Source organism: Streptomyces sp. NPDC001851, assembly GCF_040297165.1.
Classification (GTDB): Bacteria; Actinomycetota; Actinomycetes; order Streptomycetales; family Streptomycetaceae; genus Streptomyces.
This window is the reverse complement of the sequence record NZ_JBEOYR010000002.1, coordinates 367,622-394,381: the sequence shown is the minus strand read 5'-3', so window position 1 is coordinate 394,381 and position 26,760 is coordinate 367,622. Positions and strand designations below refer to the sequence as shown.

General features: G+C 70.6%; 31 protein-coding genes. 17 read left to right on the top strand and 14 right to left on the bottom strand.

Annotated elements, in window-relative coordinates; genetic code table 11:
- The first annotated feature begins 16 nt into the window (after positions 1-16).
- Entirely contained in the window at positions 17-919 is a 903-nt protein-coding gene (locus ABT171_RS04955) for an oxidoreductase (RefSeq protein ID WP_351239877.1), read from the top strand.
- Here the strand turns inward: ABT171_RS04955 and ABT171_RS04950 are convergent.
- Entirely contained in the window at positions 906-1,337 is a 432-nt protein-coding gene (locus ABT171_RS04950; protein ID WP_351239875.1) for a copper-binding protein, read from the bottom strand. The genes ABT171_RS04955 and ABT171_RS04950 overlap by 14 nt on opposite strands.
- A gap of 193 nt (positions 1,338-1,530) precedes the next feature.
- Here ABT171_RS04950 and ABT171_RS04945 point away from each other — a divergent pair, with 193 nt between their 5' ends.
- The 3 genes from ABT171_RS04945 to ABT171_RS04935 all read left to right on the top strand — a co-directional run bounded on the left by ABT171_RS04945 (position 1,531) and on the right by ABT171_RS04935 (position 4,347).
- The gene (locus ABT171_RS04945; RefSeq protein WP_351239873.1) at positions 1,531-2,304 is read left to right on the top strand and encodes a trypsin-like serine peptidase; all 774 of its coding nucleotides are present in this window, start codon (positions 1,531-1,533) and stop codon (positions 2,302-2,304) included.
- Between the two features lie 153 nt (positions 2,305-2,457).
- Positions 2,458-3,465, top strand: a complete 1,008-nt coding sequence (locus tag ABT171_RS04940; RefSeq protein ID WP_351239871.1) for a C40 family peptidase — start codon at positions 2,458-2,460, stop codon at positions 3,463-3,465.
- A 177-nt stretch (positions 3,466-3,642) separates the two neighbouring features.
- Entirely contained in the window at positions 3,643-4,347 is a 705-nt protein-coding gene (locus tag ABT171_RS04935) for a phosphatase PAP2 family protein (protein WP_351239869.1), read from the top strand.
- Positions 4,348-4,452: 105 nt separating this feature from the next.
- Here ABT171_RS04935 and ABT171_RS04930 read toward each other — a convergent pair whose 3' ends face one another.
- The gene (locus ABT171_RS04930; RefSeq protein ID WP_351239867.1) at positions 4,453-6,006 is read right to left on the bottom strand and encodes an FAD-binding oxidoreductase; all 1,554 of its coding nucleotides are present in this window, start codon (positions 6,004-6,006) and stop codon (positions 4,453-4,455) included.
- Between the two features lie 351 nt (positions 6,007-6,357).
- Between ABT171_RS04930 and pstS the strand changes: the two genes are divergently transcribed.
- The 8 genes from pstS to ABT171_RS04890 all read left to right on the top strand — a co-directional run bounded on the left by pstS (position 6,358) and on the right by ABT171_RS04890 (position 13,644).
- Positions 6,358-7,485 carry a phosphate ABC transporter substrate-binding protein PstS gene (gene pstS, locus ABT171_RS04925; RefSeq protein WP_351239928.1) on the top strand — a complete coding sequence of 376 codons (1,128 nt, stop codon included), beginning with the start codon at positions 6,358-6,360 and terminating at the stop codon, positions 7,483-7,485.
- A 114-nt stretch (positions 7,486-7,599) separates the two neighbouring features.
- Complete coding sequence (pstC, locus tag ABT171_RS04920; protein WP_351239865.1) at positions 7,600-8,607, top strand: phosphate ABC transporter permease subunit PstC; 1,008 nt, start codon at positions 7,600-7,602, stop codon at positions 8,605-8,607.
- Positions 8,604-9,665 carry a phosphate ABC transporter permease PstA gene (gene pstA / locus ABT171_RS04915; RefSeq protein WP_351239863.1) on the top strand — a complete coding sequence of 354 codons (1,062 nt, stop codon included), beginning with the start codon at positions 8,604-8,606 and terminating at the stop codon, positions 9,663-9,665. Before pstC ends, pstA begins: the two co-directional genes overlap by 4 nt.
- Positions 9,666-9,740: 75 nt before the next feature.
- The gene (gene pstB, locus ABT171_RS04910; protein ID WP_351239861.1) at positions 9,741-10,517 is read left to right on the top strand and encodes a phosphate ABC transporter ATP-binding protein PstB; all 777 of its coding nucleotides are present in this window, start codon (positions 9,741-9,743) and stop codon (positions 10,515-10,517) included.
- Positions 10,518-10,912: 395 nt separating this feature from the next.
- The gene (locus ABT171_RS04905) at positions 10,913-11,062 is read left to right on the top strand and encodes a keywimysin-related RiPP (RefSeq protein WP_351239859.1); all 150 of its coding nucleotides are present in this window, start codon (positions 10,913-10,915) and stop codon (positions 11,060-11,062) included.
- A 38-nt stretch (positions 11,063-11,100) separates the two neighbouring features.
- Complete coding sequence (locus ABT171_RS04900; protein ID WP_351239857.1) at positions 11,101-12,921, top strand: asparagine synthase-related protein; 1,821 nt, start codon at positions 11,101-11,103, stop codon at positions 12,919-12,921.
- 31 nt (positions 12,922-12,952) lie between these two features.
- On the top strand, positions 12,953-13,213 hold the full coding sequence (locus tag ABT171_RS04895; protein WP_351239855.1) for a lasso peptide biosynthesis PqqD family chaperone: 261 nt from the start codon (positions 12,953-12,955) through the stop codon (positions 13,211-13,213).
- Positions 13,210-13,644: a lasso peptide biosynthesis B2 protein gene (locus ABT171_RS04890; protein ID WP_351239853.1), complete on the top strand. Its 435-nt coding sequence runs from the start codon at positions 13,210-13,212 to the stop codon at positions 13,642-13,644. The genes ABT171_RS04895 and ABT171_RS04890 overlap by 4 nt, the downstream gene beginning before the upstream one ends.
- Positions 13,645-13,656: 12 nt before the next feature.
- On the opposite strand, the gene ABT171_RS04885 is transcribed toward ABT171_RS04890, so the two are convergent.
- Both ABT171_RS04885 and ABT171_RS04880 read right to left on the bottom strand, forming a co-directional pair.
- Positions 13,657-14,655 carry an inorganic phosphate transporter gene (locus ABT171_RS04885; protein ID WP_351239851.1) on the bottom strand — a complete coding sequence of 333 codons (999 nt, stop codon included), beginning with the start codon at positions 14,653-14,655 and terminating at the stop codon, positions 13,657-13,659.
- Positions 14,656-14,662: 7 nt separating this feature from the next.
- Positions 14,663-15,283, bottom strand: a complete 621-nt coding sequence (locus tag ABT171_RS04880; RefSeq protein WP_351239849.1) for a DUF47 domain-containing protein — start codon at positions 15,281-15,283, stop codon at positions 14,663-14,665.
- A 206-nt stretch (positions 15,284-15,489) separates the two neighbouring features.
- On the opposite strand from ABT171_RS04880, the gene ABT171_RS04875 reads away from it, so the two are divergent.
- Positions 15,490-15,795, top strand: coding sequence for a metal-sensitive transcriptional regulator (locus ABT171_RS04875; protein ID WP_020940900.1), 306 nt, complete (start codon positions 15,490-15,492; stop codon positions 15,793-15,795).
- Here ABT171_RS04875 and ABT171_RS04870 read toward each other — a convergent pair.
- Positions 15,792-15,977 carry a hypothetical protein gene (locus ABT171_RS04870; RefSeq protein WP_351239846.1) on the bottom strand — a complete coding sequence of 62 codons (186 nt, stop codon included), beginning with the start codon at positions 15,975-15,977 and terminating at the stop codon, positions 15,792-15,794. The two genes, ABT171_RS04875 and ABT171_RS04870, sit on opposite strands and share 4 nt — an antisense overlap.
- A gap of 91 nt (positions 15,978-16,068) precedes the next feature.
- Entirely contained in the window at positions 16,069-16,917 is an 849-nt protein-coding gene (locus ABT171_RS04865; protein WP_351239844.1) for an SCO4651 family lipoprotein, read from the bottom strand.
- A gap of 142 nt (positions 16,918-17,059) precedes the next feature.
- Between ABT171_RS04865 and ABT171_RS04860 the strand changes: the two genes are divergently transcribed.
- Positions 17,060-17,245, top strand: coding sequence for a hypothetical protein (locus tag ABT171_RS04860; RefSeq protein WP_351239842.1), 186 nt, complete (start codon positions 17,060-17,062; stop codon positions 17,243-17,245).
- Here ABT171_RS04860 and ABT171_RS04855 read toward each other — a convergent pair.
- From ABT171_RS04855 to ABT171_RS04820, 8 genes are all read right to left on the bottom strand, one after another.
- Positions 17,227-17,634 (bottom strand): NUDIX hydrolase, encoded by a 408-nt coding sequence (locus ABT171_RS04855; protein ID WP_351239840.1) that lies wholly within the window; start codon positions 17,632-17,634, stop codon positions 17,227-17,229. The two genes, ABT171_RS04860 and ABT171_RS04855, sit on opposite strands and share 19 nt — an antisense overlap.
- Positions 17,631-18,773 (bottom strand): CHAD domain-containing protein, encoded by a 1,143-nt coding sequence (locus ABT171_RS04850; protein WP_351239838.1) that lies wholly within the window; start codon positions 18,771-18,773, stop codon positions 17,631-17,633. Before ABT171_RS04850 ends, ABT171_RS04855 begins: the two co-directional genes overlap by 4 nt.
- The gene (locus ABT171_RS04845) at positions 18,754-21,111 is read right to left on the bottom strand and encodes an RNA degradosome polyphosphate kinase (protein ID WP_351239836.1); all 2,358 of its coding nucleotides are present in this window, start codon (positions 21,109-21,111) and stop codon (positions 18,754-18,756) included. Before ABT171_RS04845 ends, ABT171_RS04850 begins: the two co-directional genes overlap by 20 nt.
- A 765-nt stretch (positions 21,112-21,876) precedes the next feature.
- Complete coding sequence (mshD, locus tag ABT171_RS04840; protein ID WP_351239926.1) at positions 21,877-22,803, bottom strand: mycothiol synthase; 927 nt, start codon at positions 22,801-22,803, stop codon at positions 21,877-21,879.
- Between the two features lie 486 nt (positions 22,804-23,289).
- Complete coding sequence (locus ABT171_RS41845; RefSeq protein WP_503073670.1) at positions 23,290-23,529, bottom strand: tetratricopeptide repeat protein; 240 nt, start codon at positions 23,527-23,529, stop codon at positions 23,290-23,292.
- 20 nt (positions 23,530-23,549) lie between these two features.
- The gene (locus ABT171_RS04830) at positions 23,550-24,197 is read right to left on the bottom strand and encodes a Uma2 family endonuclease (RefSeq protein WP_503073668.1); all 648 of its coding nucleotides are present in this window, start codon (positions 24,195-24,197) and stop codon (positions 23,550-23,552) included.
- A 101-nt stretch (positions 24,198-24,298) separates the two neighbouring features.
- The gene (locus ABT171_RS04825) at positions 24,299-24,592 is read right to left on the bottom strand and encodes a hypothetical protein (RefSeq protein ID WP_351239832.1); all 294 of its coding nucleotides are present in this window, start codon (positions 24,590-24,592) and stop codon (positions 24,299-24,301) included.
- A complete protein-coding gene (locus ABT171_RS04820) occupies positions 24,589-24,816 on the bottom strand; it encodes a hypothetical protein (protein WP_351239830.1) in 228 nt (75 codons plus the stop codon). The genes ABT171_RS04825 and ABT171_RS04820 overlap by 4 nt, the downstream gene beginning before the upstream one ends.
- A gap of 133 nt (positions 24,817-24,949) precedes the next feature.
- On the opposite strand from ABT171_RS04820, the gene ABT171_RS04815 reads away from it, so the two are divergent.
- The 3 genes from ABT171_RS04815 (at position 24,950) to ABT171_RS04805 (ending at position 26,708) form a co-directional block, all read left to right on the top strand.
- Positions 24,950-25,774, top strand: a complete 825-nt coding sequence (locus ABT171_RS04815; RefSeq protein ID WP_351239828.1) for a helix-turn-helix domain-containing protein — start codon at positions 24,950-24,952, stop codon at positions 25,772-25,774.
- Positions 25,771-25,992, top strand: coding sequence for a DUF397 domain-containing protein (locus ABT171_RS04810; RefSeq protein WP_351239826.1), 222 nt, complete (start codon positions 25,771-25,773; stop codon positions 25,990-25,992). Before ABT171_RS04815 ends, ABT171_RS04810 begins: the two co-directional genes overlap by 4 nt.
- Before the next feature lie 305 nt (positions 25,993-26,297).
- Positions 26,298-26,708: an RDD family protein gene (locus ABT171_RS04805; RefSeq protein ID WP_351239824.1), complete on the top strand. Its 411-nt coding sequence runs from the start codon at positions 26,298-26,300 to the stop codon at positions 26,706-26,708.
- Positions 26,709-26,760: the final 52 nt, after the last annotated feature.

Sequence of the window (26,760 nt, the reverse complement as noted above, 5' to 3'; positions counted from 1 at the left end):
TGCCTACTTTAAGGGCATGACCGATGCATGGAACGCGACCCGCCTGCCCGACCAGACCGGCCGTACGGCCCTGATCACCGGTGCCAACAGCGGCCTCGGCCTCGCCACCGCTCAGGCGCTGGCCCGGGCCGGCGCGCATGTGGTGTTCGCCGTACGGGACCTCGCGCGGGGCGGCGCCGCCGCGGCGAAGGCGGGCGGCAGCACCGAGGTGCGCCGGCTGGACCTGGCCGACCTGGACTCGGTGCGGGAGTTCGCGGACGCCTGGGACCGCCCGCTGGACCTGCTGATCAACAACGCGGGCGTGATGATGCTGCCGGAGCGGCGCACCAAGCAGGGCTTCGAGATGCAGTTCGGCACGAACCACCTCGGCCACTTCGCGCTGACCAACCTGCTCCTGCCGCATGTGACGGACCGGGTGGTGACGGTGTCCTCCGCCTACCACCGCTTCGGCGACGGAGTGATCCACTTCGAGGACGTCAACCTGCGCGGCCGCTACACCCCGACCCGTGCCTACGCCCAGTCCAAGCTGGCGAACCTCCTCTTCACCCTGGAGCTCCAGCGCCGCCTCACCGAGGCCGGCTCCCCCGTACGCGCCCTCGCCGCGCACCCCGGCTACGCGGCCACCAATCTCCAGAGCCACACCGCGAACCCGCTGGCCAGGGCCGTCATGGCGGTCGGCAACAAGGTGTTCGCGCAGAGCGGCGAGGCCGGTGCCCTGCCCACGCTCTACGCCGCGAGCCAGGACCTTCCCGGAGCGTCGTACGTGGGCCCCGCCGGCCTCGGTGAGATGCGCGGGGCCCCCACCCTGGTCGGCCGCAGCGCGGCGGCCTGCGACCCCGGGGCGGCCCGCCGGCTGTGGACGCTGTCGGAGGAGCTGACCGGGGTGTCGTGGGGGCTGAAGCCGCTCAGCCGACCGTGATGTGCTTGTCCATGCCGAGCTGCTTGTGACCGTCGACCGGGCAGTACAGGTCGTAGGTGCCCTTCTTGAGGGTCACCGTCAGAGTGGCCTGCTGACCGCTGTCGATGTTCCTGGTCTTGGCGTCCTCCACGCCCGGTCCGTCGATCGACAGGGCGTGCGTGATCTTGCCGTGGTTGTCGGAGACGAAGGTGTAGGTGCCCGGGGTGAAGGACGACCGGGACAGTTTCAGCGCGTACTCCGTCTCGGTGACCGTCACCCGGGTGCCCTGGCCGGCCTTCGCCGGGCCGCTCGGGCTCGCGTGACCGCTGCCGCCTCCGCCCGAGCAGGCGGCCAGAACGAGGGCGGCGGTGAAGGCGACCGCTGTGGTGCCGAGTGCCGTACGGGTGCGGGTACGGGCCGTGGAGGTCGAGGTTGCCATCCGACTCATCGCCTTCTGATCATGATGTTCTGAGCGAAGGGCTGTCTTTCCGGATAAAGAGGGCCTACAGGTACTACGTCCCGGTACACGCAAGAGTTCATCGGAGAGGTCTGGCGGCGCCGGGGCGATTCACAGGAAAATCTCAGCGAAGTCGCAGCGCGATTCTCACCTTCCTGCGCCAGAGTGGGAGCCGATGAAGCGCTCCTCACGCCGCTCCTCGTTCACCTCGCGTCCCGCGCTGCTCGGCGCCGTGGTGATGCTCGCGTTGACCTCGGCCTCCGTGGCGGCCGCGGATGACGGACCGGGCCCGTTGGGGGTCACCGTCGACGCCGTGGCCAACCGGCACACGCTGCGGGTCGGCGCGCTGTTCGGCGCGGACCGGGCCGACCACCTGGCCGGCGGCCACTTCTGCACGGCCTCGGTCGTGCACAGCCCGCAGCGCGACCTCATCGTCACCGCCGCACACTGCGTCAGCAACGCCGACAACGCACTGGTGTTCGCACCGGGCTACCGGGACGGGAAGGCGCCGTACGGGGTGTGGAAGGTGGACCGGCGGTACCTGCCCGACGGCTGGGCCAAGAACCAGGACGAGGACAGCGACCTGGCCTTCGCCACCGTCGCCGAGCTGGACGGCAGGCGCATCGAGGACGTGGTGGGCGGCAACCGGTTCGTGCCCGGCATCGCCACCGGCGCCACCGCCGTGACGCTCGTCGGCTACCCCGACCCCCGCGAGACGCCCATCAGCTGCACCAACAAGCCGGTCCCGGACGGCAGCAGCCAGCAGCGCATCAACTGCCCCGCCTTCACCGTCGGCACCAGCGGCAGCCCCTGGATCAACGGCGACGGGCAGGTGGTCGGGGTGCTCGGCGGCCGTGACGAGGGCGGCACGACCGACGACGTGTCGTACAGCGTGGTGCTGCGGAGCGAGGCGGCGGAGCTGTACAAGGACGCGGCCGGCGCCTCCTGAGCGCCACGGCGGCCACGGCGGCACGTGCCGCAGTGTGATATTGCGTCAGGGGGGCGGCACTGCCGGGTCGTTCCTCGCCGGTCACGGGTTCTCGTGCCGGGACGGGTCCGCTCTTAGACTGCTGCGGGTGGACTTGCCGGTGGCGAGGGGCGGTTGACGGTGCGTAAGGCGTGGGTCGTCGGTGGTGCCCTCGTGGGGGGCGGGCTGAGCTTCGTCATGCTGCTCGTCGTCGGGGTGTACGTCGTCGCCGGAAACCTCCTCCACTCGGCCACCTCGGGCAGCCGGGGGCTCGCGAAGGGGGCCGTACCGGCCGCCTACAAGTCGCTCGTGCAGCAGTGGGGCAACCTGTGCCCGGCGCTCACTCCGGCGCTGCTCGCCGCCCAGCTGTACCAGGAGAGCGGCTGGAACCCGACCGTCGTCAGCCCCGCCGACGCGCGCGGCATCGCCCAGTTCATCCCCGGCACGTGGGCCACGCACGGCATCGACGGCAACGGCGACGGCAAGCGGGACATCTGGGACCCCAACGACGCGATCCCGTCGGCCGCTTCGTACGACTGCGAACTCGCCAAGGACGTGAAGGGCGTACCGGGCAACGTCTCCGACAACATGCTCGCCGCCTACAACGCCGGTGCCGACCGCGTCATAAGGGCCGGCGGGGTCCCGTCCATCAGCGAGACGCAGAACTACGTCAAGCGGATCCGCAGCCTGGAGCAGAGCTTCGCCGCGCCCGTCAGCCGGCTCGACCCCACCCGGCAGGCCGCCGGTGCGATCGCCTTCGCGCAGAGCAAGCTGGGGACGCCCTATCTGTGGGGCGGCGAGGGATCGGCCGCGCAGGGCGGGCGGTTCGACTGCTCGGGGCTCACCCAGGCGGCGTACGCGAAGGTCGGGATCACCCTGCCGCGCGTGGCCAACGACCAGTACAACGCGGGCCCGCATCCCTCGCGCGACCAGCTCCTCCCGGGTGACCTGGTGTTCTTCTCCACCGACCGCAGCGACTCACGGGCCATCCATCACGTGGGTATCTACGTGGGCGGCGGATACATGATCGACGCGCCGCGCACCGGGGCCGTCATCCGGTTCGATCCCATCGACCTGCCGGACTACTTCGGCGCCACCCGGGTCACCGCGGATGGCGCAAAAGCGCTCCCCACGACGGTTTGAGACGGTGTGCACCCTGCGTCAACCACCCCCCTGAGCTGCGATGATGAGTCTCTCTTCGATAACGTCTGCGTGATCTTTCCGTGGAGAGTGGAACGTATTGATGGGGGTCGTGCGTTCCTGTTGACGTAGCCGAGCGGACGTCAGGCGTCCCGTAGCCGACGAAGGGGCCGCAGCACCATGGCTGTACTCGCCGAATCCGGATCGAACCCCGACGTCGAGCTGCTCTACGACATCAACGGCCTGGCCAAGGACGCCCCGCACTGGTTCGACCGGGTCATGGAGTTCGTCGGTGAGTACGGCCTGCTGCTCGCCATGGTCCTGCTGGTGCTGTGGTGCTGGTGGTCCGTGCGGCGCCGGGGCGGCGAGGATGCCGCCTCCTCCGTCGCCGCGCTGGTGTGGGCGCCGCTCGCGGCCGGTGTCGCCGTGCTGGTGAACGTGCCCATCCGGGGGTTCGTGGAGAGACCCCGGCCCTTCGTGCAACACCAGGGGCTCGACGTCCTCGTCTCCGGCAAGACCGACTTCTCCTTCGTCAGCGACCACGCGACCATCACCATGGCGCTGGGCGTGGGACTGTTCGTCGCCAACCGCCGGTTCGGCATCGCCGGGATCGGGCTGGCGCTGCTGGAGGGCTTCTGCCGGGTGTACATGGGGGTGCACTATCCGACGGACGTCGTCGGCGGGTTCGCGCTCGGCACGGCGGTCGCACTGCTGCTGTCACCGTTGGCGATGGCGCTGCTCACCCCCTTGCTGCGGGCGGTGGAGCGGTCGCCGCGGGCGGGGTGGATCGTGAGAGGGCGGTCGGTGAGCCGGGCACGTGAGGGCGCGGTACTTCCCGGTGCCCGTAAGCCGGTCGAGTCCGAGGAACGTGATCTGGCGGCGTAGCCCTGAGCCGGTGCCGGTCGGGGTGCCACTGCGCCCCGTGAGGGGCGCGGGGAACTGCGCGACCAGCCATCACGTGCCCGCAGTCGGAGTCCCCCGCGTGCCCCCCTACAGGCCCTGCGCGTACGAGAAGAAGCGGGCGGGGTCGTACTGCTGCTTCACCTTGCCCAGCCGGCTCACCGCGTCCCCGTAGTACGCCTTCTTCCAGTCCCGCAGCGTCGCATCCGTGTAGTTCTGGTACGCCGCCCCGGAGGCGTAAGGAGCCATCGCCTGGTGGGCCGACGTCAACCACGACTGCGCCGAACCGCCGGAGGCCCCGGCTCCCCAGGACGCGATGTACTGCGCCAGCATCCGGGAGCGGCGGTGGACGAACGCCGTCGCCGTGGGCGAGACGCGGTTGACCGCGCCGCCGAGGGCCGTGAACGCGATGCTGCCCCCGCCGCCCCGCACCGAGCTGATCTGCCGCAGCACCGTCTGGATGCCCGCCGCGGACAGGGAGCGGTCGAAGAAGTCGGAGCGGGCCGCGTACGTCTCCCGGCCGAGCTTCCCCTGCGGGGAGCGGCCCGGGGTGGAGCCGGGCAGATGGCACTGGGCGTCGGTGGAGAAGGAGGAGCAGCCGGCGTAGATCTCCATCGCCTCCTCGTAGCCCCGGCGGCGCAGGCTGACGGAGGTGGCGTTCGCACCGGCCGCGTGGGCCAGGCGGTCCACGGCGTTCTGCAGTTCGCCGTAGGTGCCGAGGGAGAAGCAGGCCACGGAGATGGTCGGGGTGCCGCCCGGCGTGGCGGCCAGGTGCAGGGAGGACCAGATCTCGTCGGGCTGGCTCGGGCCCCACTCCTGCCAGGCCTTCAGCACGGCCGCGGCCTTCGCCCAGGGCCACGTCAGGTACGCGGTGACCGCCTGCGGCGCCGGGTGGGTCCTGAAGTGCAGCTCGGTGACGACGCCGAAGTTGCCGTTGCCCGCGCCGCGCAGCGCCCAGAACAGGTCGGAGTGGTTCTTCGCGTCAGCGGTCACCTGGGTGCCGTCGGCGGTGATCAGCGTCGCCTGGGTGAGGCTGTCGCAGGTCAGGCCGTAGGCGCGGGAGGCGACGCCGTGGCCGCCGCCGAGGACGAGGCCGGAGACGCCGACGGTGGGGCAGGAGCCGGCGGGTATGGTCACGCCCTTCGCGGCCAGCGCCCGGTAGACGTCGATCAGCTTGGAGCCGGCGCCGACCACCGCCTGCCCGCCGCTGACGCGTATGCGGTTCAGCCGGGACACGTCGAGGATGAGGCGGTTGTCGCCGGAGGAGTAGCCCGCGTAGGAGTGGCCGCCGTTGCGTATCGACACCCGTATGTTGTGCGCGTGGGCGTACGCCAGGGTCGTACGGATGTCGTCGGTGTGCGCCGCGTAGGCCACCGCGGCCGGTTTCAGACCGTCGAAGCGGGTGTTGTACAGCTGGTGGGCCGTCTTCCACGTCGCGTCGCCGGGCCGGATCAGGGGCCCGTCCAGGTCACGGGCGAGGCCCGCCCAGTTCGCGGCGGCCTGTGCGCTGGTGGTCTTGAGGGACGTGAGCGACGATGAGCCCGTGGCCGCCGTGGTGGACCTGCCCGAGCCCGTGCCGCAGCCGGTCAGCGCGGTCGCGGCCAGCGCGGCCGTGCCGCCCGCGATGAACGTACGGCGTTCCATGTGCATCGTCGTCTGTCGCCTCTCCGCGGGCCCCCTTGGCCCTTCCTGGGGTGAGACGACCCCATGAGCACATTGGTTCGTAACAGTTCGCGCACAGGGAAACGAACGTCGCATACATGTGCGCGCAACCCGGCCGCCGGAACCTTCATGTGTTCTCCCCGTGAGCATTCCGTGACCTCACCGGGCCGACGGCAGGGGTTCACCCCTCGTTCACTTCCGGCCATCGGCGGCTTCACCTGTTCTGCCTAATTTCGGCCGTGCACGGTGCCGAGCACGGTCCTTTATGCGCTCGGGCACCTCACCACCTCGCACGCCGCCGACAGCGGCGGCTCCTGGAAGGAACTCCCGAAAGTGAAGCTTCAGCGCAAGAACCGGCTGCGCGCCCTTTCGCTCGGTGCGATCGCCGTGACCGGCGCCCTGGCCCTGACGGCGTGCGGCTCCGACGACAACGGCGGCGGCAAGGGCTCGGGCAACCCGTCCGGCTCCGCCAACGCTTCCTCGGTCAAGTGCGACGGCGCCAAGGGCCAGCTGCTGGCCGACGGCTCCTCCGCGCAGAAGAACGCGATCGACGCGTGGGTCAAGGCGTTCTCGCAGGCCTGTGGCGTGCAGATCAACTACAAGGGCGGCGGCTCCGGTGCCGGTGTCACCTCCTTCAACCAGGGCCAGCTCGCGTTCGCCGGTTCGGACTCCGCGCTGAAGCCGGAAGACGTCACCGCCTCCAAGAAGGTCTGCTCCGGCGGCCAGGGCATCGACCTGCCGATGGTCGGCGGCCCGATCGCCCTCGGCTACAACGTCCCGGGTGTCGACAACCTGGTCCTGGACGCCCCGACGATCGCCAAGATCTTCGACAGCAAGATCAAGAACTGGAACGACCCGGCGATCAAGAAGCTGAACCCGTCGGCGAAGCTGCCCGACCTGAAGATCCAGGCCTTCCACCGTTCCGAGGACTCCGGTACGACGGACAACTTCACCAAGTACCTGATCGCCACCACCCCGGCCAACTGGAAGTACTCCGGCGGCAAGGCCTGGCAGGCGCAGGGCGGCCAGGCGGCCTCCGGCTCCGCCGGTGTGGCTCAGGGCGTCAAGCAGAACTCCGGCGCGATCGGCTACTTCGAGCTGTCCTACGCCAAGGACATGAGCACCGTCTCCATCGCCACCGGCGCCAAGGCCCCGGTCAAGCCGTCCGTGGAGAGCGCCACCGCCGACATCGCGGCCGCCAAGGTCGTCGGCACCGGCAAGGACCTGTCGCTGAAGCTGGACTACGCCACCAAGGCCGAGGGCGCCTACCCGATCACCCTGGTGACGTACGAGATCGTCTGCGACAAGGGCAACAAGGCCGACACCCTGCCGGCCACCAAGGCCTTCCTGCGCTACATCGCCAGCGAGGACGGCCAGAAGGCGCTGTCGAGCATCGACTACGCCCCGATCCCCGACGAGATCATCGCCAAGGTCCGCACCACCATCGAGGGCCTGAGCTGACCTGATCCGAGAGTGCGGCCCGTGCCCGACAGGGCCCGGGCCGCACCGTCCGGTGCACCGCCGCCATGAGCCGCCGCCCGTGAGGGCGCCCGGCTCCGCAGACCGGAGATCCCGATGGACATATCGACCAAGACAACCGACGCACCTCCCCCCACGCCCCAGCCCACGGCGACCGAGCAGAAGCGCAACGCCCGCGGCGCGTCCCGCCCCGGCGACCGCGTCTTCCTCGGCCTGTCCCGCGGCTCCGGCATCCTGCTGCTGGTGATCATGGCCGCGATCGCGGTCTTCCTCACCTACCGTGCCTCCCTCGCGATCAGCAAGGACCACGGGAACTTCCTGACCACCTTCGAGTGGAACACCAACCTCACCCCGCCGAGCTTCGGCATCGCGGTGCTGGCCTACGGCACGGTCGTCTCCTCGATCATCGCCATGGTGATCGCGGTCCCCGTCGCCGTCGCGATCGCGCTGTTCCTCACCCACTACGCCCCCCGCCGGCTGCGCGGTCCCATCGCCTATGTGATCGACCTGCTCGCCGCCGTGCCGTCCATCGTCTACGGCCTCTGGGGCGCCCTGATCCTCGTCCCGCACATGACGGGCCTGTACGGCTGGCTGAACGACTACTTCGGCTGGACCGGGCTCTTCTCCTGGGACGACGGCGCCCCCCGCGCCATGCTCACCGTCGGCATCCTGCTGGCGATCATGATCCTGCCGATCATCACCAACGTCAGCCGTGAGGTGTTCCGGCAGGTCCCGCGGATGCACGAGGAGGCCGCGCTGGCCCTCGGCGCCACCCGCTGGGAGGTCGTCCGCATGGCCGTGCTGCCCTTCGGCCGCTCCGGTGTGATCTCCGCGTCCATGCTCGGCCTCGGCCGCGCCCTCGGCGAGACGATGGCCGTCGCCACCGTGCTCTCCCCGGACTACGTCATCCACCTCAGCCTGCTGAACCCGGGCGGCGGCACCTTCGCCCAGAACATCGCCAGCAAGTTCGGTGAGGCCACCGAGCAGGGCCGCGACGCGCTGATCGCCTCCGGTCTCGTCCTGTTCGTCATCACCCTGCTGGTCAACGGCGCGGCCCGCGCGATCATCGCCCGCCGCAAGGAGTACTCGGGGGCCAACGCATGACCACCGCAGCCGTCACCGACAAGCGCCCCAGCACGCTGCGCGGCGCCAGCCTCCCGAAGTGGTCCCCGTGGGCCATCGCCGCCGGCTCGGTCGTCGTCGCCGCGGCCATCGGCCTGATCGGCGGCCTCAGCAGCAAGATCCAGTGGGGTCTGATCGCCGCGGTCCTCTTCGTCGTCGGCACCTATGCCATCGCCTCCAGGGTGGAGGGCCGCCGGCAGGCCAAGGACCGGGTCGCCACCTCCTTCGTCTGGGTGGCCTTCCTGCTCGCCGTCGTCCCGCTGGTCTCCCTGATCTGGGTGACCGTCTCGCGCGGTGTGAAGGTCCTCGACGTCTACTTCCTCACCCACTCCATGGGCGTCGTCGCCGACTCCGAGCCCGGCGGCGGTATCTACCACGCCATCATCGGCAGCCTGGAGCAGGTCGGCCTCGCCACCGTCATCGGTGCGCCGATCGGCATCCTCACCGCGATCTACCTGGTGGAGTACGGGCGGGGCAAGCTCGCCAAGGCCGTCACGTTCTTCGTGGACGTCATGACGGGCATCCCGTCGATCGTCGCCGGCCTGTTCATCCTGTCGCTGATGCTCATCTTCCAGATGCAGCCGTTCGGTTTCGCCGGTTCGCTGGCGCTGGCCATCCTGATGATGCCGGTCGTCGTGCGCTCCACCGAGGAGATGCTCAAGCTCGTCCCGAACGAGCTGCGCGAGGCCTCACTGGCACTCGGTGTGCCGAAGTGGCGGACCATCCTGAAGGTGGTCCTGCCCACCTCCATCGGCGGCATCACCACCGGCGTCATGCTGGCCATCGCCCGCATCGCCGGCGAGACCGCCCCGGTCCTGCTGCTGGTGTTCGGCAACCCGTTCATCAACAACAACCCGTTCGAGGGCGCGCAGGCGTCGCTGCCGCTGTACATCTACCAGCAGTACGCGCAGAGCGCGGGCGCCAACGCGGCGTACGACCGCGCGTGGGCGGCGTCCCTCACGCTGATCGCCTTCGTGATGATCCTCAACCTGGTGGCCCGCGGCATCGCCCGCTGGAAGGCCCCCAAGACCGGTCGCTGAGGCGACTATCTCCGGCTCCGCCGGGCGGGGCCACACAGCGACCGAGCTTGAATTTCTGGAAGTGAAGTAGACGACATGGCCAAGCGAATCGACGTAAGCGGACTGACCGCCTACTACGGCTCCCACAAGGCGATCGAGGACATCTCGATGACCGTCGAGCCGCGTTCGGTGACGGCGTTCATCGGCCCCTCCGGCTGCGGCAAGTCGACGTTCCTGCGCACGCTGAACCGGATGCACGAGGTCACCCCCGGTGGCCGCGTCGAGGGCAAGGTGCTGCTGGACGACGAGGACCTGTACGGCGCCGGCATCGACCCGGTGTCCGTGCGCCGCGAGGTCGGCATGGTCTTCCAGCGCCCCAACCCCTTCCCCACGATGTCGATCTTCGACAACGTGGCGGCGGGCCTGCGCCTGAACGGCAAGTACCGGAAGTCGGAACTGAACGACATCGTCGAGAAGTCCCTCAAGGGCGCGAACCTCTGGAACGAGGTCAAGGACCGCCTGAACAAGCCGGGCTCCGGCCTCTCGGGCGGCCAGCAGCAGCGCCTGTGCATCGCCCGCGCGATCGCGGTGGAGCCGAAGGTGCTGCTGATGGACGAGCCCTGCTCCGCCCTGGACCCGATCTCGACCCTCGCCATCGAGGACCTGATCGGCGAGCTGAAGGAGCGCTTCACGATCGTCATCGTGACGCACAACATGCAGCAGGCGGCGCGCGTCTCGGACCGTACGGCGTTCTTCAACCTGGCGGCGGTGGGCCAGCCGGGCCGTCTGATCGAGATCGACGACACCGAGCGCATCTTCTCCAACCCGTCGGTCCAGGCCACGGAGGACTACATCTCCGGCCGCTTCGGCTAGGCCGGCACGACCCCTCGCGGTGCTGCATGGCGGTGCCACCGCGAGGACGCAAAAGGGCCCGCCCCTGGCTCCCGGGGGCGGGCCCCACGCGTTTGCCGCGCGCCGGCCCACTGCCGCCAGGTCCCTGACAGCGCAATCCGTGTGAACTGAGATGCCAATGGGGCAAAAGTGGGAGAGGGCATTCCGGCATATCCATAGCAGGGCGGTCGATTGTGGATCTTGAATCGCGGAGAGCCGCGTGATTCGCTGTCGTTCAGGTCCAGGGCGGCGATGGAGACGCAAGTCCCCTCGATTGCTGGGCGGTTGGGAGCCATCTCGGTTCCCGCGCAACCTTCCGCGCCGCAAACGCGTCCCGCTCTGAGCCGTCATACCAGTCAACGGGGAGGTGAACTGTGATGCAGGGCGACGAATTCCAGGAGACCGACAAGCTCCAGGCCTACGAGGCCCCCAAGATGGTCGAGTGCGGCTCCTTCCAGGAGGACACCGGCTACTTCGGCCTGACCGGCTACGAGAACCTTTTCCACTTCTACAACAGGCTCAGCTAGGCCGACGCTGATGCGGCTCACCCCGTAAGGACATGAACATGGCCGACGCTGGTTGGCAGTACTTCGTCGCGCTGCCGGACGGGCAGGGCGCGAACGCCGCCATCGGACGGCTCCCGACGGACGGTGTGCGCATCTGGCTCAGGCACCGGTCCGGCCGGCCCTTCGTGGCCGGCCGGCTGGCCGAAGACCGGGTCCTGACAGCCGAACGGGGCGACACCCGGCTCGCCGTGATCGGCCACTGCTCGGCGACGCAGGACGAACTCGCCGCGGCGGCCGCCCGCATCGACGAGGTGACCGACCTCGACCGACTGGGTCTGGCCTGGGCCGGCAGCTACCATCTCGTCGCCTCCGTGCGGGGCCGCCTGCGCCTCCAGGGCACCGCCTCCGGACTGCGCCGGATCTTCCACGGTGAGCTCGGCGCACTGACCGTCGCCGCCGACCGCGCGGACGTCCTGGCGACCGTGCTGGACGCCCCGCCCGACCCGGCCCTGCTCGCCCTGCGCACCCTGGACGCGCTGCCCCACCCCCTGGGCGACCTGCCGCCCTGGCGCGAGGTCTCCGCAGTGCCCGCGGGCTGGTACCTGGCACTGCCTCCGCACGGCCGGGGGCCCCTGGTCACACGCTGGTGGCAGGCCCCCGAACCGGTGCGTTCACTGACCGAGGGCGGTCAGCTGCTGCGCCAGGCACTGGACGACGCCGTGCGGGTGCGCGCCCACGGCACCCAGTCCCTCAGCGCGGACCTCTCCGGCGGCATGGACTCCACCAGCATCGCCCTGCTGGCCGCCCGGCACCGGCCCTCGCTCACCACGCTCACCATGGAGAACGACGACCAGGCCGACGACGACGCCGAGTGGGCCGGGCAGGCCGCAGCCGGCCTGCCGGACCTCAACCGGATCGTCTACTCCAGCCGCGAACTGCCGCAGTTCTTCGGCGGCCTCATGGCGCTCGACGGCGTTCCCGACGAGCCGTCCACCGCCCTGCTGAGCGCGCCCCGGCTGCGCGCCGTACGCGAGCGGGCCCGCGCGCACGGCTCACGGCTGCACCTCGACGGGCTCGGCGGCGACCAGCTCCTGTGCGGTCACCCGGCCTATCACCACGACCTGGTGCGCCGGCGCCCGCTGCTGGCCGCCCAACGCCTGCGGGTGCTGATCCAGCTGCGCCGCAGCAGCTGGGGGGCCGAGGCCCGGGGGCTGCTGGACAGCCGCTCCTACCGCCGCTGGTTCACCGACCGGGCCCACGGCCGCATCCGCCGTGCCCCGAGCCCGCTGTCCGACTGGGGCCACTTCCCGAGCCTGCCGGCATGGCTCACCCCGGACGCCAGGGACCTGGTCATCCGCACCCTGCGGGAAACCGCCGCGACGGCCGAGCCGCTCGCGCCGACGCGGGGCCGGCACAACGACCTCCTCGCCATCCAGGACGCCGGACGGCTCGTCCGCCAGTGCCACCAGCTGACCGAGACCCAGGACTTCAGCCATACCTCCCCCTTCCTCGACGACCGGGTCATCCAGGCGTGCCTGGCCGTCCGGCCGGAACAGCGCGTCACGCCCTGGGAGTTCAAGCCCGTCATCAAGGCGGCGATGGCGGACGTCATGCCGGCAGGAGTGCTGACCCGGCGGACCAAGGGCGACGGCACCACCCTCGTCGCCGAGGGCTTCGAGACGCACCGGCGCGAACTGGCGGAACTGTGGGACGGTTCCCGCCTGGCCGCCCTGGGCCTGATCGATCCCGGACCGCTGCGCGAGCTGCTGGACCTGCCCTACACCGACAGCCTCCACCAAGGGGCCATGCAGTCCGCGCTCAGCTGTGAACTGTGGGCCCGGGCCACGGCCGCCCGGCCGGCGCCCGCCCCCCACCCGTGAAGCCCGCCACAGGCCCGAGCAGGAGACAACCATGACCTGGAGACTGCACCCCGACGTCTCAACGGTGGACACCGACTACGGAACGGTCCTCCTGGACGGCAGGGACGGCCGCTACTGGCAGCTCAACGCCACCGCCTCCCTCGCCTTCCGCGCCCTGCTCGACGGCAGCACCGTGCAGGAGGCCGCCGGGCGGCTGATGGCCACGTACGACGTCGACGAGCCACGCGCCCGCGCGGACGTGGAAGAACTGCTGGCCGCTCTCCGGCAGGCGAAGGTGGTGCAGCCCGCGTGAGCTCGGTCGTCCCCCACCGGACGAAGGTCCGCCTGTCACCGGGCCACCGCCTGCTGGCCCTGCTCGCCGTGGCCGTCGCCCGGCGCCTGGCCGCCAAGCCCCCGGCCCGGACCCGCGCCGTACTGACCCGCCTGCGCCGGGGCGCCCGCGCCGCCACGTACGCCGAGGCCCGCGCCGCCCGGGAGGCCGTGGTGACCGTCAGCCTCCGCTGCGCCGGGGACGAGGGGTGCCTGCCCCGCTCCCTGGCGACCGTTCTGCTGTGCCGGGCACGGGGCACCTGGCCCACGTGGACGGTGGGAGTACGGGCCCGCCGGCCGTTCGGCGCCCATGCGTGGGTGGAGGCCGAGGGGCGCATGGTGGAGGAGAAGGCGGACCCCTCCTACTTCCGCCCGCTGTTCTCGGTGCCGGCGGACCCGGCCGGAGAGCGGTGACAGGCCGGCCGGCTACAGCACCGCCAGGTCGAGCACTCCGAAGGCCAGCGCGGCGACCAGCGCGGCGGCCGGCATCGTGATGAACCAGCCCAGGACGATGTTCTTGGCCACGCCCCAGCGGACGGCGTTGACGCGCTTGGTGGCGCCCACACCCATGATCGCCGAGGTGATGACGTGGGTCGTGGAGATCGGGGCCTTGAAGAGGTACGCCGTGCCGAACATGATCGAGGCACCGGTGGCCTCGGCCGCGAAGCCCTGCGGCGGGTCCAGCTCGATGATCTTGCGGCCGAGCGTGCGCATGATGCGCCAGCCGCCGGCGTAGGTGCCGAGGGAGAGCATCAGGGCGGAGACGATCTTCACCCAGACCGGGATCGGGTCGCCGAACGTCTCATGGCCGGAGATCACCAGTGCCATCACGACCACACCCATGGTCTTCTGGGCGTCCTGGAGGCCGTGGCCCAGGGCCATGCCCGCCGCCGAGACCGTCTGTGCGATACGGAAGCCCCGCTTGGCCTTGTGCGGGTTGGCCCCGCGGAACAGCCACATGATCGCCAGCATCACGAGGTAGCCGGCGATCAGACCCACCACCGGGGACAGGAACATCGGAATGATGATCTTGTTCACCACGCCGTTCCAGTGCACGGCGGTGCCGCCCGCCAGGGCCGCGCCGACCAGGCCGCCGAACAGGGCGTGGGAGGAGGAGGACGGCAGGCCGAAGTACCAGGTGATCAGGTTCCAGGTGATGGCGCCGACCAGCGCGGCGAAGAGGATGCCCATGCCGGTGGAGCCGGACGGGGTCTCGATCAGGCCCTCACTGACCGTCTTGGCGACGCCCGAGCCCAGGAAGGCACCGGCCATGTTCATGACCGCTGCCATGGCGAGGGCCGCCCGCGGGGTCAGCGCCCGCGTCGACACCGACGTGGCGATCGCGTTCGCCGAGTCGTGGAAGCCGTTCGTGTACGTGAAGAAGAGCGCGACCGCGATGGTCACGACCAGGGCGAAGGTGTCCATCGACGCCTCAGGACTCCTTGACGGCGATGGTCTCCACCGTGTTCGCCACGTGCTCGAACGCGTCCGCCGCCTCTTCCAGGACGTCCACGATCTGCTTGAGCTTGAGCACCTCGATCGCGTCGTACTTGCCGTTGAAGAGCTGCGCGAGGAGCTTGCGGTGGATCTGGTCCGCCTGGTTCTCCAGGCGGTTCACCTCGATCCAGTACTCGGTGAGGTTGTCCATCGTGCGCAGGTTCGGCATCGCCTCCGCCGTCAGCTCGGCGGCCCGGGCCAGTACCTCGATCTGCTGCTCGACGCCCTTCGGCAGTTCCTCGACGTTGTAGAGGACGACCAGGTCGACGGCCTCCTCCATGAAGTCCATGATGTCGTCGAGGGACCCGGCGAGGGAGTAGATGTCCTCGCGGTCGAACGGCGTGATGAACGAGGAGTTCAGCTGGTGGAAGATCGCGTGCGTGGCGTCGTCACCCGCGTGTTCCGCGGCCCGCATACGCTCCGCGATCTCGGCTCGGGCAGGTGCGTCCGCCCCGAGCAGTTCCATCAGGAGCTTCGAGCCCGTGACGATGTTGTCCGCGGATGCGGCGAACATGTCGTAGAAGCTCGTCTCCCTGGGGGTCAGACGAAAGCGCACGTGGGTTCCTCGGGGTGCTTCGGTTTCGGTCAGGCTGATGCTAGGCGCATCATCCGGCCACGGCTATCGGGCCGCATCCCAGTGTCGCCCATCGGGCAGAGTGATCAGCACGGGGGCGCACGAAGGCCCTCCTACCCCGCAGAATTCGTTACCATATACCCACCAGGGGTATATATCCGCAGCTCGTCCGAGAGGGAGGCCCAGCGATGACGACGACCGAGGCCGGCGCCACGCACGGCTACCACAAGCAGAAGGACGAGCACCTCAAGCGGCTGCGCCGGATCGAGGGCCAGATCCGCGGCCTGCAGCGCATGGTCGACGAGGACACGTACTGCATCGACATACTCACCCAGGTCTCCGCCTCCACCAAGGCGCTGCAGTCCTTCGCGCTGCAGCTGCTGGAGGAGCACCTGCGGCACTGCGTCGCGGACGCGGCCCTCAAGGGGGGCGACGAGATCGACGCGAAGGTGGACGAGGCGACCAAGGCCATCGGCCGCCTGCTGCGCACCTAGGATCCTTGCGGTGGATCTCCGCGGCGCTCCTCGGACACCCGCAGCACCTCGTCGATGCTCTCCAGGCTGAGCCGGTCCTCGGCCGCGGAGGCCGCGATGATCAGCTCTCCGCACAGCTCGATCTCGGCGAGGGCCACATGGTCCTGCACCGCCGTACCGCCGACCGGAGCCACCCGCCTCACCTCTTCCCTGCCGTCACCGACTTCCTAGGGTAGGCAGCCGCTACACACCGCGCATGGCACGGACGGGCTACTTACGAGGGAGTGGGACGGACTAGTCGCCGCCCTCGGCGATACGGCCCGCGTAGATGTCCGCCGACCGCGGCAGCCGCACGCCGGCGGGGGCGCCGTAGTCGTACAGCAGCGTGGTCGAGGCGACCGCCACGGGGATCTTCTGCCGGCTGTTGACGAAACTGAAGTGCTGCCTGAGCTTGCGGATGCGGCCCTGGTCGTCCAGATAGGCGTCGAACGGAACCCGGGTGGTGGCGAACCCTTTCGCCGCCGCGGCCAGCGGCTGCCGGTTCTCGGCGGAGGCCAGGCGGGCCGCGCTGCGCAGATCGGCCGTGCCGCGGTAGTGCCGTACGGCCGTGCCGCCGACCTCGGTCCTGCCGACGTAGCTGGCCGTCCGCGTCCCGCGCAGCACCTCGGCCGCCGCGTACGGGTCGGTCGCGCCGCCGGTGACCAGGTTGCCGTCGGACAGCGTGGCGGTGTCCACCCGCACCCACTTGTCGGCGGGCACGCCCGCGCCCCGGTTCTTCATGAACAGGGCGCCGGGGGCGAGGAGTTCGGTGATCGGCTGGTGCTCGGCGGTGCCCGACGGGTCCTCGGGCAGGACGACCGTGAGCCGGCCGATCCGGCGCCCGAAGTCGTAGACGCCCTGGCCGCGGATGGTGACGCGGGTGCCGCCCGTGGCCATCTCCATGGACGTGGTGGCCTTGGAACTGCCCGCGCCGCGCAGGGTGTCGGCGGTCCGGTGCAGCACGGCGACCGGATCACCCTCGCCCCTGACGCCCTCGGCGGCGGCCCCGGTACCGGAACACCCCGTGGCACCCACCCCGAGGCCGAGCATGATGCCGACCGCGACGAACGTCCTGCCCGCGTTCCTGTGCTGCCGCCGATCCATCGCCTGCCTACCCCCAGCCGGTACGTCCGTCACGGGCCCCCTGTCGTCCGGTTAACGACGGGTAGGAGGCGCCGTCACGCGCCGGCCGGGCGCGGGGACAGCCGTGCGAACCCTTTGCGCACGGGTGGGTAACGTTGTCGGGGTGACAGTCACCTCGGCACGGCAGGACGGGCCGGAACACGCCCGGTCCGGGCAGGAACACCTCGTCACGACGGCCGAAGAGGGCCGCTTCTGCGTGGCCCGCTGCAGCTGCGGCTGGCGCGGCCCCGCCCGCAGGGCCCGCAGCCAGGCCCGGGCGGACGCGGAGGGTCACGCCGCGGAGCTGTGAAGCGCGTCCACCAGGTCACGGTCGCGGGGCTGGGTGAGGCGGCCACGGGCCGCGGCGGGGGAGAGCCACAGGATCCGGTCCACCTCGTCGTTCGGCACGAAGTGGCCGGAAATCGCCTCGGCCGCCCAGTAACGCACCTGCTTGGGGCGGCCGTTGGCGAGATAGCGCAGGGTCGGCAGCTCGGCGCCGGGCTGGGCCGTGTACCCGGTCTCCTCCGCCACCTCCCGCAGAGCGCCCGCGAGCGCGTCCTCACCCCGCCTGAGCTTGCCCTTCGGGTGGGACCAGTCGTCGTACTTCGGCCGGTGGACCAGGCATATCTCGACCGAGGCGTCCACCGGCGAACGGCGCCACAGGACGCAGCCGGCCGCCAGGACCAGGGTGTCGCTCACACCGCCTCCACCGTCTCCTTCTGCCAGGCCTGCTGGAAGGCGAACCTGGCGGCCTCCACCTCGTGCCGCTGGTCGGCGTGGAGCACACCGAGCGCGTACGCCGTCGCCGGGGCGATACGGGGCGTACGGGCGGCCTGCGCCGCCGCCGCTGCCGCCTCCGAGGCGTCCCGGTGCCGGTTCAGTGCCCGGCCCGCCGCCAGCAGGCGGACGTCCACCTGGGCGTTGCCCCCGTGCAGCACCTCCCGGGCGTACCGGTGCAGGCGCAGCAGCAGCCGGACCTGGTGCCAGGGGCCGTCCTGGGGGTGGGGGGACGGATCCGGCGACAGGCCGTGGACGAGGGCCTCCGCGTTGTACGGGAGCCCCGCGGTGACCAGGGGGAGCGCGGTGACGGCGGCTGTCAGCCGTTCCTCCGCGGCGGCTGCCAGGGGGTGCAGGTCGGTGGTGTGGGCGAGGGCGGTGAGGGGGACTTCGCTGGCGAGTACGGCGACCCTGTCGGCGACGGCGTGGAAGCGGCTCGATCCCAGTGCCTGCAGGGCGGTGGAGTGAGCTCGGGTACGGGCCAGGGTCAGCTGGCGTTCGAGCAGGGCGCCCGCTTTCGCCGCGCCGACGGTCAGGTTGCCGCGTTCCGCCGCGGGCGTCGCCTGGGCCGGGCCGCTGGAGCCGGAAGGTGCCTCCCCCACGCCCGGCTTCGCTCGCGCGGCCCCACCGCCCACCAGCGCCGCCCCGGCGGCCCGACGGTCCGCAGCCACGACGTCGACCGCCTGGGCGGGCAGGGCCGTCGCACCCGACAGGCGGTGCAACGCCAGCAACAGCCGCTCCAGACGGGCCTCGTAGGCGTGCTCAAGACCCAACGTGCCGGACAGCCAGGCCAGTTCGGGGCGCATCTCCTCGGACCAGTCGGGGTCGAGGAGGGGGCGGAAGGTGTGCAGGCTGCCGCTGATGCGGCGGGCCGAGCGGCGCAGCAGACGGGCCGCGTCGACGGATTCCTCCGCACCGGCCGCCGTGGTGCCGCCGGTCTCCCGGTGCAGGCGCAGGGCGCGGAGGAACTCCGTGGCCCGGGCGCGCAGGTACGCCGCGAGGGCGTCCCCGGTCACCACCTCGGCCGTGGGGTCCGTCGGGTCAAGGTGTTGCTGTGCCACGCCGGCGCCTCCGGGCGTCTATGAGCATCTCCTGGACGTTGCGCAGGGGTTGGCCGTCCGCGTCGGCCGCGTGCCGCGTCCACTCGCCGTCCGGGCCGAGGTGCCAGGAAGAGGTCGAATCGGACATGCCGGTGTCGAGCAGCCGGTTGAGGGCCGCCCGGTGGGCGGGGTCGACGACCCGCACCAGGGCCTCTATCCGGCGGTCGAGGTTGCGGTGCATCATGTCGGCGCTGCCGATCCACACCTCGGGTTCGCCGCCGTTGCCGAAGGAGAACACGCGGGAGTGCTCCAGGAAGCGGCCGAGGACCGAGCGGACCCGGATGTTGTCGGACAGGCCGGCGACGCCGGGGCGGACCGCGCAGATGCCGCGCACCCAGATGTCGACCGGCACGCCGGCCTGGGACGCCCGGTAGCAGGCGTCGATGACCGCCTCGTCGACTATGGAGTTGACCTTGATGCGGACGAAGGCCGGGCGGCCCGCGCGGTGGTGCTGGACCTCCTTGTCGATCCGCGAGATCAGGCCGTCCCGCAGGGACTTGGGGGCCACCAGCAGACGGCGGTAGGTCTCCCGGCGGGAGTAGCCCGACAGCCGGTTGAACAGGTCGGAGAGGTCCGCGCCGACCTGCGGGTCGGCGGTGAGCAGGCCCAGGTCCTCGTACAGGCGGGCGGTCTTCGGGTGGTAGTTGCCGGTGCCGACATGGCTGTAGCGGCGCAGGGTCTCGCCCTCCTGGCGCACCACCAGGGACAGCTTGCAGTGCGTCTTCAGGCCGACCAGGCCGTAGACGACGTGGCAGCCGGCCTCCTCCAGCTTGCGCGCCCACTTGATGTTGGCGTGCTCGTCGAAGCGGGCCTTGATCTCGACCAGGACGAGGACCTGCTTGCCGGACTCGGCGGCGTCGATGAGCGCGTCGACTATCGGGGAGTCGCCGGAGGTGCGGTACAGGGTCTGCTTGATCGCGAGGACGTCGGGGTCGGCCGCCGCCTGCTCCAGGAAGGCCTGCACGGACGTGGAGAAGCTGTCGTACGGGTGGTGCAGCAGCACGTCCCGGGTGCGCAGGGCGGCGAAGATGTCCGGCGGGGAGGCCGACTCGACCTCGGCGAGGTCGCGGTGGGTGCCGGCGACGAACTTCGGGTACTTCAGCTCGGGCCGGTCGAGGGAGTGGATCCGGAACAGACCGGTGAGGTCGAGCGGGCCCGGCAGCGGGTACACCTCCGCCTCGGAGATCTTCAGCTCGCGGACCAGCAGGTCCAGTACCTCGCGGTCGATGGACTCCTCGACCTCCAGGCGCACCGGCGGGCCGAAGCGGCGCCGCATGAGCTCCTTCTCCAGGGCCTGGAGGAGGTTCTCGGCGTCGTCCTCCTCGACCTCCAGGTCCTCGTTCCGGGTCAGCCGGAAGGCGTGGTGCTCCAGCACCTCCATGCCCGGGAACAGCTCCTCCAGGTGGGCGGCGATGACGTCCTCCAGCGGGACGTACCGGCCCGGGGCGGCCTCCAGGAAGCGGGACAGCAGCGGGGGCACCTTCACCCGGGCGAAGTGCTTGTGGCCGCTGACCGGGTTGCGTACGACGACGGCCAGGTTCAGGGACAGGCCGGAGATGTACGGGAACGGGTGCGCGGGGTCCACGGCCAGCGGGGTGAGGACGGGGAAGATCTGGTGGCGGAAGAGCGTGAAGAGGCGGGCCTGCTCCTTCTCGGCCAGCTCGTTCCAGCGGACCAGGTGGATGCCCTCGTCCGCGAGTGCGGGGGCGACGTCCTCGTGGTAGCAGGCGGCGTGCCGGGCCATCAGCTCCCGCGAGCGGGCCCAGATCATCTCCAGCACCTCGCGCGGCTGCAGCCCCGAGGCGGACCGTGTCGCGACGCCGGTGGCGATGCGGCGCTTCAGACCCGCCACCCGGACCATGAAGAACTCGTCCAGGTTGCTGGCGAAGATCGCGAGGAAGTTCGCGCGCTCCAGTAGGGGCGTGTTCGGGTCCTCGGCCAGTTCCAGCACGCGCTCGTTGAAGGCGAGCCAGCTGCGTTCCCGGTCGAGGAACCGGCCCTGCGGCAACGGTGCGCCGTCGACCTGCGACTCCTCGTATGCGTCGAGGTCGGCATCGATGTCGGGTTCCAGGTCGGAGACGGCCGCGGACACCGTGTGCGGGCGGTGCGCGGCGATGGAGCCCACGGAGGGCTGGACGTGCTGGACCTCGGCTGCCTGGGTGTCTTGCTGACTCATGAACCCATTCTTCCGCGCCAGGGGCGAGACGGGCGCGTCGGAACGTGCGGGTGGGAGCGTCACGGTCCCGTTTCCCGCGGCCCCCTCGGGGGGCGGCGAAGGCTCTGGCACGGCGGGCTTCATTGGCCGAGCGTCGCAAGCCTGGCTGAATCAATGGTTACGGAGACATGACGTGCGGGATAGCGGGGGGCGGCTCCCGAGGGTCTTGGCCGCGTGAGTGACGCGCCCGTGCCCGTGCCCTTCGCCGACGCGGGGCCGGCGCGGGCCGGGAGCGGGGCGCTTGCGGTGGCGGCGGTGCCTCGGAGTCGAGGGGATGGGTGGTCGGGCTGTGGGGCGTGCGGCGGGGGCGGACCGGCAGGGCGTCGGTATGCGGGGCGTGCGGCGGGGGCGAGCTGGGAGCAGGGCGTTTGTGGTGGCGGCGGTGCCTGGGAGGCGAGGGCACGGGTGGTCGGCCTGCGGGGTGTGCGGCGGGGGCGGACCGGCCGGGCGCAGGTATGCGGGGGCGGGCGGCAGGGCGTCGGTATGCGGGGGCGGGCGGCAGGGCGTCGGTATGCGGGCGTGCGGCGGGGGCACCGGCACGGTTCCCGGCCGCGCCGGTGGCACTGGCACTGGCACTGGCACTGGCACTGGCACGGCCCCCGGCCGCGGCCTCGGTGCCGGTCCGGCGGGTGCTGCGGGCAGGGCTGCGGGTCGCCTTGGCGGCGCCCGGTGCGGGGCCTGTGGTGACGGCCGTGCCGCTGCTCGTTCCCGGCCGGGGACGTCACCCTGTGGCGGCCGGTACCGGGTCCCCGCCGGCCCACGCCGCGACCGCGGTCGCCGTACGCCGCGCGGACGAGCCGGAACCCGGCGGGGCCGTCGCCGCCCCGCCCCTGCGAGGGAGGGCGGTGCTCAGGTCTCCGTGCGGTACATCAGGTCCGTCTCGTACGTGCTGAAGCCCAGCCGCTCGTACACCGACACCGCCGCCTGGTTGTCGGCGTCGACGTAGAGCATCGCGGTCGGCAGCTGCTGGGAGGCCAGGTGGCGCAGGCCGATCGTGGTGAGGGCCTTGCCGAGACCGCCGCCCTGCTCACCGGGGCGCACCCCGAGGACGTAGACCTCTCCCAGCCCCTCCTCGGCGTGCACCTTGGTCCAGTGGAAGCCGATCAACTCCCCGCGCCGCTCGGCGAGGAAGAACCCGGCCGGGTCGAACCACGGCTCGGCCTTGCGGTCGTCGAGGTCCCGCTGGGTCAGCGAGCCCTGCTCGGGGTGGTGGGCGAAGGCGGCGGCGTTGACCTCCAGCCAGGCCGCGTCGTCCTTGCCGGGCACGAAGGCGCGCACGGTCACGCCCTCCGGCAGTACCGGGTCGGGCAGCGCCAGGTCGGTCAACGGCCGCCGCATCTGGCGCAGTTCGCGGAACAGGGTCAGGCCGAGCACCTGAGCGAGGTGCCGGGCGGCGGAGTGTCCGCCGTGCGCCCACACCCGCAGCCGCTTGCCGGAGGCGGCGAGCAGCGCCGACCCGAGCGCCCGGCCGTGCCCGTGTCCGCGGTGCGCGGGGTGGACGACGAGTTCGGCGGCCGGCGCCTCCACCGGGTCGGTGTCCTCCAGCTGGGCGTAGCCGACGAGTTCGGTGCCGACGGTCAGCAGCAGATGCGAGACGCCCTCGCGGGGGCCTCCGCGCAGTTGCAGCCGGCCCTGCTCGGACACCGGCTGCTGCCCGTCGACCCGGGCGGCCTCGGCGAGCAGGGCCAGCACGGCCTCGGCCTGGTCCGGGGTGAGCGCGGAATGGGTCTCGATGGAGCGGGCGGGGAAGGCCCGTACGGTGTCGTCGCTGCTCATGGGTAGAGGGTACGGCAGGTGACTCATTGATTGAGGTCTCACCGGAATTGCCCTGTTTCCGGCTAGGTGGTCTTCCTCCGGTCGAACCAGATCGTCGCCGCGATCGGCACCAGACCCGCCCAGAAGAGGACGCGCGGGACCGTCCGGCAGAAGCCCGCCCCGCAGGCTCTTCCCGTACAGCTTCCTCAACTCGGGGTTCCGCAGCGGGGCGAGAAAGGCGGCTTCCAGCCGGTCCTTCACCTCCTGCATACCGCCCACATCGGCAAGCCGCACGCTTCCCGGCTGCTCCACGTCCCAGGCCTCGGCGTCTCCCGGGTCGTCGTCCCCGTCCGCCCGCACCGGCGCCTCGGTCTCGACGAACCGGGGCGGCACGACATCGCCGACCTACTCCTCGGCGGCCTTCCAGTCGAGTCCGGCCCGGCGGTCGGCGGGCTGCTGCTGTGTCTGTTGTGCCTGGGCCTGCTGGAGCTGCTGGGCCTGCTGGGGCTAATGGGGCTGAGCTGGCTGTTGCTGGGGCACTCCCATGGCACGGGCCATGAGCTGCCGTGCCTGCGGGTCGCCGGGCGCGTGCTGCAGGGCCACGGCCGCCTCGGCGATGGCGGCATCCGCCTGGCCCTCACTCAGGAGCAGCTCGGCCAGATGCAGTCGGAGCGGGACATCGGCAGGTGCGGCGGCAACGGCCGTACGCAGACTGGGAACCAGGGGGCTCTTCCGGCATGGGCCCACCCTACGAAGCCGCCGTGCGGTCAGCTCCGCTTGGGCCCGGTGACGGCCTCACCGATGACGAATCCCTTGGCGGGGCCTTCGGGGATGGTCACGTCGGTGCCGTAGGGAACACGGTGGATGTCCTCCCAGTCGGCCTTGTCGGGACGAGGGCCGGTGAAGAGGGTGACGGCGCCCTGACCGTCGTAGTCGTCGATGAGGACGTAGACGGGGATGCCGGCGCGGGCGTATTCGCGGCGCTTGCGGAGCCTGTCGCGTTCCAGATTGCGGTTACCGGGAGAGGCCACTTCGACAACGAGGGAGACTGCTGAAGCGACCAGGCCCAGTCCTTCCTCGTCAGCGTGCGACTCCATGTCTTCCGGTGCGATCAGAAGGTCCGGAACCCATGCCGTGCGCTGGTGGATGACGTTGGTGTCCTGAAAGGCCGCGTATTCTCCCTCCCCCAGGAAGCGCACCAGCCCATTGCGGAGGCGGTTGATGATCTGGGCATGGGACAGGCGACCGGTGGGCGACACCTCGATGGCTCCCTCGATGATCTCGGCGCGGTAGCCCTCGGGGAGTTCCATGGCCTTCCATGCCTGCCACAGGACCTCGTCCAGGTCGGGTTCTTTCAGGGGTTCAGCCGTAGCCTCGGACATGGTCTCGGGCCTCTCATGTACGAGAGCGGTCAAGGTGGGCACCTCCTCAAGTGTGGGCTGGGTTGGGCAGCGGCACAAGCAACGCGATCACGGTAGGCGCGGCTGTGCATATGACAGGGGAAAATGACCTGCGATCACCCGATCGGGTCATGGGGCTGGACGCGCGCGCCCCTGCTGTGGGCGATCCGGAGTACCTCCGTCAGTGATTCCGACGCCCTCCTCAGCGCGAAGCGCACCGCGTGTTCCCCCGCCGCCCGGTCCGCCAGCACGGCCTTGGCGCCGGCGAGCACCTGCTCCCCCGATACGAGCTGCGCGGCCTCCACGTCGTCGGCGAGGAGGGAGAGGCGGCTGCGGTCGGCGTCGGCGCTGAGGTAGCAGGGCTTGCCCTCTGGAGTGGTCCAGGGCAGGAGACGGAGTCCGCCACTCACGCGAACACCTCCACGTCGTGGAGGTACGGGCGTACGAGCGGGGTGTCGTACAGGAAGAGGCGCGCTTCGGGGCCGTCGTGCGGGTGGCAGCTGCGCGGCGGCAACGGCGGTCCGGCGTCCGGCAGTTGCAGCAGGGTCGCTCGGCGGCGACCCCGGGCGGGGAGCAGGGCCCGGATGAGCAGGAGAAGCAGCGATTCGATGAGTCCGGGGATACGTGCGCGCACGTCGAAACTCCTTGATCGGCAGGGGGTTTGACGAGCGGTGATTACCGTTCGTGCCTCGATCGTCACAGCTCCGGCGTACGCTGCGGAAGAGGTTCGGTGTTGCCTGGGGCGCCAGGCAACGGGGAGGGGTGACGTGGGGGAGAACGTTGACGCGGAGCCGGTTTCCGGGCGGGTCATGCTGGGCCAGACGCTGAGGGTGCTGCGCGAGAAGGCGGGCAAGTCGCTAGGGCAGTTGGCCGACGAGACGGGGTACGACAAGAGCTACCTGAGCCGGCTGGAGTCCGGGGACCGGCTGTCCAAGGTGACGGTCATGGAGGACCTGGACGGGTATTACGGCACCGGTGACCTGCTGGTTCGCCATTGGCGGGCGGCACGGCTGGACGCGTTCAAGGACCAGTACAGGGAGTTCATGGGGCTGGAGGCGACGGCGCGGATCATGTGGAAGTTCTCGCCGGGAATTCCAGGGCTTCTGCAGACTGAGGACTTCGCTCGGGGGGTGTTGTCTGGGGGCCAGACAACGGCTGATGGCGACGAGTCCGTCGAGGAGCAAGTGGCGGCACGTCTCGGGCGACAGTTCCTGCTGAAGCAGAAGCCGGAGCCCGAAGTCCGGATTGTCATGGACGAGTTCGCGCTCCGACGCCCTGCTGTGTGGGGCAAAGCCTGGCATGACCAGCTGCACCATCTGGAGACCGCCGCGTTGTGGCCCAACATGACGCTCCAAGTACTGCCGTTTTCCGTAGGAGCGCACCACCATATGAACGGGTCGCTGACGCTGCTCTGGCAGAGGGACGGAAGTGCTGTTGCCTACAAGGAAGGCAACGGGTGCAGCCGCTTGATCGAAGATCCGGACGAAGTCCTGCGGCAACGACTGTCCTACGATCGGCTCCGCGACCTGGCGCTGTCCCCGTCGGACTCGCTCACGTTCATCCGGGACGTACTGGAGGAGCACAGATCATGACGCGCACCCCCGACCTCAGCACCGCCGTGTGGCGCAAGTCGAGTTACAGCGAAGGGGGAGACAACGACTGCGTCGAGGTCGTCGACGGCTACCCCGGCATCGTCCCCGTGCGTGACAGCAAGGCCCCGTCCGCCCACCCGCTGGTTCTCTCTGCCGTCTCCTGGGCCGTGTTCGTGGAAGGGATCAAGGGTCGGAGGGGCGTGCGCACGTTCGGGTGACGCAGGTCGGAAGAGGCGACGCGGGCGCAGACCCGGCCCGGATGGCCGCCCCACGCGGGACCCACCTCCCTCTGTTCTGAGCGGTCCGCACCCATCCTGGCTCGGCCGTTCGGAGCCGGCTTGATGCGGAAGAAGGCCCTGGGCGGGAGACAAGAAGATCCGAAGACAGGAAGACTGGATGTCGACTCTGCCGCAGTACCCGGCGTATCCGCAGGACCCACAGCAGCCCCAGGGGCAGCAGCCGTCGGTTCATCCGGCCTACCCGATGCATCCGGGCAGCGCGGCACTGACACCCCCGCACTGGCTTGCTGACCTCGGGTCCAGGTTGGGAGCGCGCGCTGGACCTGCTGTTCTGCGCGGTCGGTTACTTCACCCTGGGCCTGCCGTTGATGTGGTGGATGGACGCCGGCGGTGGACCCGGGGTCCGCGCGCTGCTCATCATCTGGCTCTTCGGCTGGCTCACCCTCTACTTTCCCCTCCCCCTCTATCTGTTCGGCTCCACGCTCGGCAAGCGCCTGTGCGGCGTACGCATCGTGCGTCGCGCGTCCGGGCGGCCCATCGGCTTCTGGCAGGCCCTCGGCCGGGAGTGGTTCTGGCTGGTGTCGCTCGTCGTGCCGGTGCTCGGTCTCCTCAACGCGCTGTGGTGCAGCTGGGACAGGCCGTACCAGCAGTGTCTGCATGACAAGGTCACGGGCACCATGGCGGTCGACAGATAGGAACCCGCCATTGGCCCTCAACGTCGTTGCTGCCGCAACCCGCTGTGCGACA